The organism is Endozoicomonas sp. Z74, assembly GCF_057680865.1.
Genome location: NZ_JBLYZI010000015.1, coordinates 68,881 through 78,337, shown reverse-complemented (window position 1 = coordinate 78,337; position 9,457 = coordinate 68,881). Strand labels below are relative to the sequence as shown.

6 protein-coding genes are annotated in these 9,457 nt (G+C 50.5%); 4 read left to right on the top strand and 2 right to left on the bottom strand.

The features are described from left to right. The first annotated feature begins 104 nt into the window (after positions 1–104). The 3 genes from ACNRUY_RS06695 to ACNRUY_RS06685 all read left to right on the top strand — a co-directional run bounded on the left by ACNRUY_RS06695 (position 105) and on the right by ACNRUY_RS06685 (position 2,728). The gene (locus tag ACNRUY_RS06695) at positions 105–869 is read left to right on the top strand and encodes a hypothetical protein (RefSeq protein ID WP_488110872.1); all 765 of its coding nucleotides are present in this window, start codon (positions 105–107) and stop codon (positions 867–869) included. 127 nt (positions 870–996) lie between these two features. After that, positions 997–1,743: a 23S rRNA (guanosine(2251)-2'-O)-methyltransferase RlmB gene (gene rlmB / locus ACNRUY_RS06690; RefSeq protein WP_488110871.1), complete on the top strand. Its 747-nt coding sequence runs from the start codon at positions 997–999 to the stop codon at positions 1,741–1,743. A 28-nt stretch (positions 1,744–1,771) separates the two neighbouring features. Then, positions 1,772–2,728 carry a D-2-hydroxyacid dehydrogenase gene (locus ACNRUY_RS06685; protein WP_488110870.1) on the top strand — a complete coding sequence of 319 codons (957 nt, stop codon included), beginning with the start codon at positions 1,772–1,774 and terminating at the stop codon, positions 2,726–2,728. Positions 2,729–2,780: 52 nt separating this feature from the next. On the opposite strand, the gene ACNRUY_RS06680 is transcribed toward ACNRUY_RS06685, so the two are convergent. Next, the gene (locus ACNRUY_RS06680) at positions 2,781–5,729 is read right to left on the bottom strand and encodes a ricin-type beta-trefoil lectin domain protein (RefSeq protein ID WP_488110869.1); all 2,949 of its coding nucleotides are present in this window, start codon (positions 5,727–5,729) and stop codon (positions 2,781–2,783) included. 488 nt (positions 5,730–6,217) lie between these two features. On the opposite strand from ACNRUY_RS06680, the gene ACNRUY_RS06675 reads away from it, so the two are divergent. Then, the gene (locus ACNRUY_RS06675; protein ID WP_488110868.1) at positions 6,218–6,508 is read left to right on the top strand and encodes a DUF3144 domain-containing protein; all 291 of its coding nucleotides are present in this window, start codon (positions 6,218–6,220) and stop codon (positions 6,506–6,508) included. A 42-nt stretch (positions 6,509–6,550) separates the two neighbouring features. Here ACNRUY_RS06675 and ACNRUY_RS06670 read toward each other — a convergent pair whose 3' ends face one another. Then, positions 6,551–9,400: a M16 family metallopeptidase gene (locus tag ACNRUY_RS06670; RefSeq protein WP_488110867.1), complete on the bottom strand. Its 2,850-nt coding sequence runs from the start codon at positions 9,398–9,400 to the stop codon at positions 6,551–6,553. Positions 9,401–9,457: the final 57 nt, after the last annotated feature.

Below are 9,457 nucleotides of genomic sequence, written 5' to 3'. Positions count from 1 at the left end.
GCTTATCAGTGAGCGAGGAGAATTTGGAAAACAGGGCTTTTGCAGACATCGAAAGACAGGAAAAACCCTGATTATACAGGCTGTTTCTTGATGGCGCTGTTCAATTGGTGATCATGTTTTTGCCCTGGCTCAAGGGTTCATACAGTGCTCTTCTCCATTGGCTTAAGAGTAATGTTGATCCGAAAACGGTCGCTATTCGCAGAGGGGACAGGCCTTTTGATCTCTACCGCTTTTCACTTGAGATGCTGCATCCTGTTTATGAAACAAAATCCGCCATTCCATATTGCCGGTCTTCAGAATTGATTGGTCAGCTCAGAGCTGAAGTGAGCTACGAAACAACTGAACTTGTTGTAATGGAGAAAAAAATACAGGTCTGTGTAAAGCATGATCTCGAAGAAAAGAGTCTTGAGTTTGGTGTGTGGGATCAAGGCAAGTGTAAGTTTTCTGCGGGGAAGTACAAGGAATCAGCGGTCTTGACTTATGAGGATCTTGTCGATGATACGTTTCCCGGACTCAAGCTTGCCGACAAGCCCTCCTGGCCTATCAATAAAGGAAAATGTTATGGATTCGATGCTTGGGTGAACTCTCCCAAGGCCAACAATATTCATTGGTATGAAAACTGCCGTAAGTGGGCTGAAGAGAAAGCGAAGCAACTGCGTATGCCTTTTTTAGGGTTTGCAGTTGATAGAGCTAAAGCCTGTAGTGTGATTATTGAAGGGTTAAATCCCACAGATACGGGCGGTGGAGAAAATAAGGCGTATGTGGTAACAGGAGTGATTCCTGCGTCGATATACCATGAAGTCAGTGCCTTTTGTGATAGTGAAAAAGATGAACGGGATTTTTCGAAACAGCCACGTGATGAGCTTTAAGAAAATCATCAGAAAATGCTCGACAACCGGGCCGTGCAGGTTTGTTTGAGAAATAGCTACTTCTATACCGGTTCTGCTACTATCAGCGCTCAAGTTCCAGAGCCGGTCCCGGCTGAATGAGTCTTTAATGAGCAACGACGTGGTATTCGGCCTGCATGCGGTGCAGAGCCTGTTTGAAAGTGCACCGGAAAGGGTGCTGGAGCTCCTGATCCAGAAGGGAAGAACCGACAAGCGGATCAATGCCCTGGTAGAAGAAGCCCGGAGTCAAGGGGTTGCTGTCCGGTTTGTGGAGCGCAGCCGCCTGGATGCCAGGGTGGAGGGTGTGCATCAGGGGATTGTCGCCCGGGTGGCTTCTGCAAAAGTGTACCGGGAAGGGGATCTGGAGGATTTACTGGAGGGGCTGGAGGAACCGCCTTTCCTTCTTATCCTTGATGGTGTAACGGACCCCCATAACCTGGGTGCCTGCCTGAGAACCGCCGATGCCGCCGGTGTCCATGCGGTGATTACCCCCAAAGACAAGTCTGCCAGTTTAAATGCCACTGCCACCAAAGTAGCCTGTGGTGCTGCAGACCATGTGCCGCTGGTTCAGGTGACGAACCTTGCCAGAACCATGACCTGGTTGAAGGAGAGGGGAATCTGGATGATTGGCACTGCCGGTGAAAGCTCCGGCAACATTTATCAATCGGATCTGAAAGGCCCCCTGGCACTGGTGATGGGAGCCGAAGGTAAGGGAATGCGACGGCTGACCCGTGACCACTGCGATTCTCTGATCTTTATTCCCATGGCGGGTTCCGTCAGTAGCCTGAATGTCTCCGTTGCCACGGGTGTCTGTCTTTTTGAGGCGGTCAGGCAGAGAAGTACGACGGGTGCTTGAAGCGATATAGCCATAGCGAAAGAATACGATGAACAAGCGACGAACCAGGCAACCCAGCGGAGTTATTCTTGATGCCCAGACCCTGGGAGCGGATATTGACCTTGAACCTCTCAAACAGCTTGAGATTGATTGGCAGATATACCGTAAAACCGGTGCGGAACAGACTCTGAAAAGAGTTGAGGGGGCTGAAGTTGTCCTGACCAACAAAGTGGTACTCAATGATGACCTTATCCGGAATAGTCATTCGTTGAAGTACATTGGTGTGCTGGCCACCGGGATGAATAACATTGATCTTGAAGCTGCGCACCGGGCCGGGATCACGGTTCAGAACGTTGTAAAGTACGGCACTGACTCTGTGGCCCAGCACACCCTGGCTTTGATGTTGTCTCTGGCTACCTCGCTACCCGCCTATTCCCGGGACAGCCAGAATGGTCGCTGGCGGGACAGCGATATGTTCTGCCTGCTGGATCATCCCATCATCGAGCTCAGGGGTAAAACTCTGCTGGTGGTGGGGGCGGGCGAGCTGGGGAGTGCGGTTGCCAGACTGGCAGAGGCATTTGGCATGAAGGTCATGTTTGCAAAAGTCCCGGGCTCCCCTACGGTGGCGAACCGTGTTGAGCTGGATCAGGGACTGGCCGAGGCGGATGTCGTCAGTTTGCATTGTCCCTTGACGCCTGACACGCATCATATAATCGACGCCCGTCGCCTGGCTCTGATGAAAAAGCATGTGTTGTTGATCAATACTGCCCGTGGGCCTCTGGTCAATGAGCAAGACCTGTTTACGGCGATCAAGTCCGGTGCCATTGGTGGAGCGGCCCTTGATGTATTGAGTGAGGAGCCGCCCCGTAATGGCAATATCCTCCTTTCCGAACCGTTGCCTAACCTGATCATAACACCCCATACCGCTTGGGCGAGCCCAGAGGCAAGACAGCGGGTTGTGGATATCACTGCGGAAAAACTGATGGGGTATCTGCAATCGGTTTGAGCTTCATTCACCCCCATGGCAAAGCATGGGAGTGAGTGGATGGGGCGGTTGGTCAGTTCAAACCGGCCCGCCATTTCTGGTTATCGCCGCCGTGGTATTCCCAGAGCACAATAGGATCACCACTGTTGGTGCCAGAGGCATCAATCACCTGGTTTCCGTTCAGGCGAGTGCTGAAGATATTGCTGTTTTTATGGAACTGCTGGTTGATGTTGCTGGCATCGCAGTCTGCCATCTGCAGTTGAACACCGTTGCTGGTGTTGCCACCGGGAACTTCCATGCACTTGTTGCCTGGCAGCTGGCTGCGGAGGGTGCCTTTGATCGGGTCGAAATACCACTGCTGCTCCGGTGAGCCGTTACAGCTTTTCAGCTGGATTTTGGTACCGTTGGCAGTGTTGGCTCCAGTGACATCCCAGCATTTGCCCTTGCGCTTGTCCCGGAAATCAACCCAGCGGTGAATGGCCGATTCCGGCCGCAACTCCCACTCCTGCCACTTGCGGCCATGATATTCCCACTGGCCCACGTTGTCGCCGTTGTCGTAACCATAGGCATCGGCAACAATATTACTGTTATGCTTGCTGGCCAGGGTGTTCATATTGTACGTCCATCGCAGGTTATCGCTGTCGACGCAATCCCAGATGACAATTTCCCCGTTGTTGTAGGCCTGTCCCCGGTTATCAAGACACTTGGTTCGATCCGCCCGGTTTTCAAACATCTCCTTCTCTTTATTGAAGATCCAGTGCTGGTCAAAGGCTTCATCATCGCAGCTCCATAGCTGGACATTGGCACCATTAACCAGGTTGTTGTCGTTGCCCGGGATATCCATGCACCGGTTGGCTTTCCGGTTAAATATTCTTACGAAGGGTTCAAGGGGGTCGATATAGGCGACGTTTCTGTTGCTTTCTGCCCGTTCCCACATCTGCAGGTAGGCCTCTGCGGAGTTCATAACCGCTTCATAAACTCTGCTTGAAGCCCGTTCACGGATGTCCTGGATATGATCGGCCAGCATGCCGTAGTGGGCCATGCCCTCCTGGTTGAAGTCAAAGACCCGGTTACCAGACGTCTGTTTATCAAACACCAGCCCGAACTCTGAGGTAAAGGGATATTTCAATGGTTTGATATTGGCGTCCAGCCTGGGTCCTGGCTGATTACCAAGGCCACTCATATCGGTGCCAACACCTACGCCGGCGAGATAAGGTGTGCTTTCAATCTCATCCAGGTAGCGCGAGACTTTGACTTCCATGCCATTGGCATCGTCATTATAGGGAGCGACAAAGCCTCCGGCTTGAATCAAACGTTGGGTGTTTTTATGCACACCGCCGTCTTTGGCCGTATTCATCCAGCTGTGGGAAGAGATGACACCGTTGTATTGTCGGGCCTCGACAATATCCATGACCGCAGACGCAGTATCCGGGCTCATATGGTCCATCTCAATCAGCATTTTCTTATCGATCATGCGGTTCACAAGGTAAACACCCAGCTGGCTCAGGCCATGCTTGTTGCAGTGGTCCATATTCTCATCGTACTGGGGGTTCAGCTGGGCTGCGTTCAGAATGTCCTTGATAAACGGCACTTCACCAATGAGCGGGAAACCGGAATAGAATTTTTTATCGGTGCCGGTGTCCGCGTCGCACTCTTTGGTTTCAAAGAAACGACCGGTGGACAACAACTGACCCACATTAATGAAGTCGTGCTCAACCCGTGAGCCAGCCAACTGATTGTCAAACTTGTGAGTGGGGTAAATGACCCGGACACCCAGGTCATAGAGTTCGTTGAGGCCAGACTCAACGGTATTCCGGTTACACTTATCCTTTTTACCGCAGTTAAAGGTTTCTGACGCTTCCACACCCATTAGAACAGCCATCTGACCATTGGCCATCACCTGTCGGGCCTGTTCGGGAGAGGTGACCAGCCGGAAGAATCCTTTGCCGGGACCACCGGACTGGGCATCAATGTAGGCCTGCATCTGGTTCAGCCGCTTTATCTGCAGGCGGATGCTGTCCATGGTGTCGCAGCTGTTGGGGTTGATCCAGCTACCCGGGTTAACGGTGGACTGCACTTTGCAGAGTACTTCGTTTTCCACCAGGTGGCTGACCATTAATCGCAAGCCGGAAAGATAGGCCCTTTCTATCCATTTGTAGTAATACCCCATATGACTCATCTGCTTGTGGTTGGGCCAGGAGGGGAAGTCAGGCCAGCCACGGGTGTCATAACGGTGGTTGACGTCATTGTAAGAGAGCAGGTTGCCGATGATGTCCAGAGAGCCATCGGGCCCATGAATGTCACTGCTGTCCTTGAGGGCTTCTTCGACACCCCAGCGATGGAAAGGTTCTCCATGCATCATCTTGCCGCCCATAAACTCGTAGGAAGTAATATGGGTGTGGGGGTCAACATAGCCGCGAACCGGGTCACCAGGATCACCTTTCAGGGCATCAATACTTCCGGTGACGTTTACTTCGACTTCCGGGAAGGGGGTGCAGTCTGTTTGTGCTACCAGGCGGAAGGCATCTTCACTGGTATAATTGTGAGGGTTAAGCAGGTCAAAAAAGTACAGACCGCCGTCGGTCCAGTTATGCCTGAGCCCCATGTTCAGGGCATTGCCTTGAAACTTGAAGAGATATTGACCACTGTCTTCTTGTTCGGCGCTGAGGGTCCATTCAGCAAATTCCCCTGCATAGCGGCCGGCACTGATTTCAGCGGGCAGATGGCTGGCCAGGTAGCGGCCATCCCTGTCCGTTAACAAATAGTTGGCGTATGAGGTTGGCTTCATAAAGAAACGCGTGGCCTCATTGGCATCAATGTTTTCAAACCGGTAGCTCAGGCCGTTATCAATGGCTCCGCCTTTATGGAACTTCTTCAGGAAGTTGCCGTTCTCGGGGGACTGTATGGCATAGCACCCCTGGGCAAGACTGTAGACGGCTTCCCGGGCTTCATTGGCCTGAACGCTGGCTGACATCAATACTGCACAGGCCAGCAGACTGGAGCCGATGTGCTTTCTTTTCATAGAAGTCTCTTTGTTTTTATTGTTATTGATTGGAGGTTGATGAATGAATAGATCTACTGGGTCGTTGTTTTTATTGAGTGAAACCGCTATGAGCGGTAAATACCGCTCACTCCGAACCATGAAAATACCTTAAGGCTTAAATACCTATGACCAAACTGTTCAGCGAAAACAACAGCGGTACTTTTATAGTAAAAAATACTATACAAAAGCCTTTTTTATAGTGCAAAGAAATGCCTGCTTTTTCTTTGTGAGTTTGTTTTTTTACAACTTAATCTGAAAAAACAAGTGTTTTTTTCTTGTTTAAATGACGGTGCTTTTTTTTTAAATAAAGTTCTGATGAATCTGGCCGATGGGAATGTTCTTGTGGGGTTTTATTCAGTTGGCTTGAAGCGTTTAAGACTGAATTAACATGAATTGATTCATGGTTCAGCCAGGAGCAATGTTGCCGTTAGTAACGGTAGGGTTGAAGCGTAGAGAAGGAGCAGAACATGGCGCAGGATAAAGAGAGTTCTGATAACAGTGCAGCCAATGAAAAGGAAATCCTGGCAATGACCAATAAGTTCATCGCCATGGCCAACCGAATGGCGAACACTGAAAAGAAGGAACTCTGGCGGGTCAGCGCCGCCTTCAGATATGGGGCTGCCCGGTTCAGCTGTCATGAAGCCGCAGCTCACAGCGAAAACCTGGCTGAGGAGCATGAAAAGCTGGTGAAGTGGTTTGCTGCCCAATTCAAGGAAATGCTGGATGATAATATGCAGCAGTTCCTGGATTCTCAATGATGCTGCTTTAACATTGATCCTTCCTGAGCGGTTTCAGTCACCTTATTTCTTTTCCTGGTGAATCTGGCTGTTTTTGACCGGGTTCATGACAAAGCTTGCGTAATTTTTATGGTTAAAGTATTGCCTTGCAGCGGCTTCCAGGTCTTCAGGGGTGATTGTATCAAGAATACTGTCGTATTTGAGCAGTTGATCGTATCCTGTCTGGAACCGGTCTTGCTCAACCAGCATGGAAACCCAGAATTGATTGTTTCTAAGGTCTTCCCGATGCTGTATTTTCTCAGCCTGAACCGCTTTGTATAAATCATCCATGGGAACCTTTTTCTTCAATTGATCCATAATGGATAAAGTGTCTGAGATCAGTTCACTGACACGCTCGGGAGGGCAGGAAAAATAAATTTGGGTGAACTGGCGGGGTTCAGGAATGCGCTGGTAGTATATCTCGGCATAAGGGTTATAAGTGCCCCCTTTTTTTTCTCGTATTTCCTCTTCAAGCCGGTTTTGTAAGACAGAGCCCAGCAGTTGAACCACAGCCTGGTTTTTTACCGTGTTGATGAAAGTCCCGTGATGATTTAGCAATACGGTGCTTTTTTCCTCAATCCCTGCCTCTATGGTTTTGTGAATGACCCCGTCAGGGGGCGTGATTTTATGATCCACGTATTTGTGCTGGTGGCGTACGGTTACCGGTAATGCCCCCAGATAAGTTTCAATATCGTGCTTTATCTGATCCGGCTGGAAGTTTCCAGTCAGAATAAAATGAAAGCCGCTGGCATCGGACAGGCGCTGCTGGTAAAAGGCAAAAGCGTCGTCCAGGTTGATTTGATCAATATCCTGCTCCGTGAGAAAGCGTGGCCCCCGGGGGTGATTCTGGCTCATGGTGCGCATGGCCAGGTCATGGAGCCGGGTTTCCGGATTATTCCAGATGTGCTGGTACTGCTCTCGGAGGGAGTTCATAAAGTAGACAAAACTGTCTTTGTCCTTCCGGGGGGCTGTAAATGTTAAATACACCAGTTCAAACAGGGTTTTGATATCTTTCGGGGTCGCTCCTCCGGAGATTTCTTCGGCCAGGTCATCGATGGAGACGGAAACCGATGCGGTGTTGCCGGAAAGCAGCTTTGACAATGCCACTTTGCTGAAGCCATTCAGACCTCCCTCAGTGACTATGGTGCTGGAATGGGTGGCAGACGGATAGATGGCCAGGGGGGCGAGTGAGGTTCCCCCGTAACGGTAGCCCATGAGGATGACTTCATCGTTTTTAAAGTCAGTGGGTTTTAAGGTGACGGTAATACCGTTGCTTAAGGCCCATACGGTAAGACCAAGCCGGGTATCACGGGTCTCTGATACCACTCTGCCTGGAGGGGCCAACTGTGAGTCAGACAGTAAGGGCTGGTCGGTGATCTCATCCTTGTAAGGTAAAACAGCAACTGTGCCTGCCTGATTCACCAGGGAAATGATTTCTGTTTCCGTGGGGATCTTTACCTCTTTGGGCGAGGTAACAAGAATCATACTATTGAAGGAGGCCTCCAGATCTTCACCGGCTTTTTTGATATCCGCCAGGGTCAGGGCGGGCATTTCGTTTTTGATATATTGGTACTTCCATGCCATTCCAGGAGCGCTTCTTCCGGCGAGGTAATGATCTACGTAGTCATGAGTCAGCTCTCCAGAAGTGACCTTGTCCCTTTCTTTGTAAGCACTTTCCACGGTGCTCATGAGCCGGTGTTTTGCCCGGTTGAGTTCTGGCTCCGTAAAACCGTATGTCTGTACACGGCGGTTTTCCAGAATCAGGCCTTGAATGGCTGCACCGATCTCGTTTTCTTTCGGTGCGACGGACTGCACTTGCAGGTAGTCGTTGGCCAGAAAGTCCTCCCGGTAACTCCAGGCCCCCAGAAAAGGGGAGTCAGGGGTACGGCTGGCTTCGTACAGGCGATGATTCAGCATGTTGATGTAAAGCGTCCGGGTAATTCTTGTTCGATAATCGGCCTCTTTTTTTTCTACCGGTAATGGCCGACGGTGGAGCAGGTCTATGGAAGTCGACGTGGCCTCAGGGTCTTCCACTACTTTGACCCGGAGCTCCTGGTGATCTGGAATGGGGTAGTCTGGGCGCGCTTTCTGGTTGTCAGGATTTTTCAGGTCGGAGAACAGGGTTTTTATACGGGCTTCTGTGGCGGCAACATCAATATCTCCAACGGCAATGACGGCCATCAGGTTGGGACGGTACCAGTCTTTGTAAAACTGGCGCAGCCGATCATGGTGGAAGTGTTCGATGACTTCAATTTTCCCAATAGGCTGGCGTTCCTGATATTTTGAACCCTGGGTAAGTACCGGAAAATACTGGTCAAACATTCGCTGTCCAGCGCTTTTACCCAGACGCCATTCCTCCCGGATAACGCCTCTTTCTTCATTAATGTCCCCATCAAGAAGGTTGAGAGAGCCTGCCCATTCTCTCAGCACTGTGAGGCCGCTGTTAAACAGGGTGTCATTGTCCGTGGGAATGGACAGTTTGTAGACGGTCTCATCAAAAGAGGTATAGGCGTTCAGGTCTGGGCCGAAACGAACGCCCAGGGACTGCAGAAAATCCGCCAGCTTGTTCTTGGGATACTGCTGGGTGCCATTAAATGCCATGTGCTCAAGGTAGTGAGCCAGGCCTTGCTGGTCGTCCTCCTCAAGAATGGATCCTGCTTTGACCACCAGGCGAAGCTCTGCTTTTTGCGCCGGTTCAGGATGGCGCTGAATATAATAGGTCAGCCCATTGTTCAAAGTGCCATGGGTGACCTCTGGGTTTAACGGAATGCTTTTTTCCTGGCTGGAAGGAAGGAGGGTACAGCCATAGACAAGCATTCCCGCCAGGATAAGAAACAGAAGGTGTTTAAAGGGCAGTCTGAATGTGTGTTTCATTTTCAGGGTGATGCCTCACTCAACAACTTTATTGTTAAAACACGTCAGGTTTATTTG

What these genes read in the sequence shown, in the direction of transcription:
- rlmB (WP_488110871.1), top strand. Translation starts at nt 997, where the DNA reads ATGAGCAACGACGTGGTATTCGGCCTGCATGCGGTGCAGAGCCTGTTT.
- ACNRUY_RS06685 (WP_488110870.1), top strand. Translation starts at nt 1,772, where the DNA reads ATGAACAAGCGACGAACCAGGCAACCCAGCGGAGTTATTCTTGATGCC.
- ACNRUY_RS06680 (WP_488110869.1), bottom strand. Translation starts at nt 5,729, where the DNA reads ATGAAAAGAAAGCACATCGGCTCCAGTCTGCTGGCCTGTGCAGTATTG.
- ACNRUY_RS06675 (WP_488110868.1), top strand. Translation starts at nt 6,218, where the DNA reads ATGGCGCAGGATAAAGAGAGTTCTGATAACAGTGCAGCCAATGAAAAG.
- ACNRUY_RS06670 (WP_488110867.1), bottom strand. Translation starts at nt 9,400, where the DNA reads ATGAAACACACATTCAGACTGCCCTTTAAACACCTTCTGTTTCTTATC.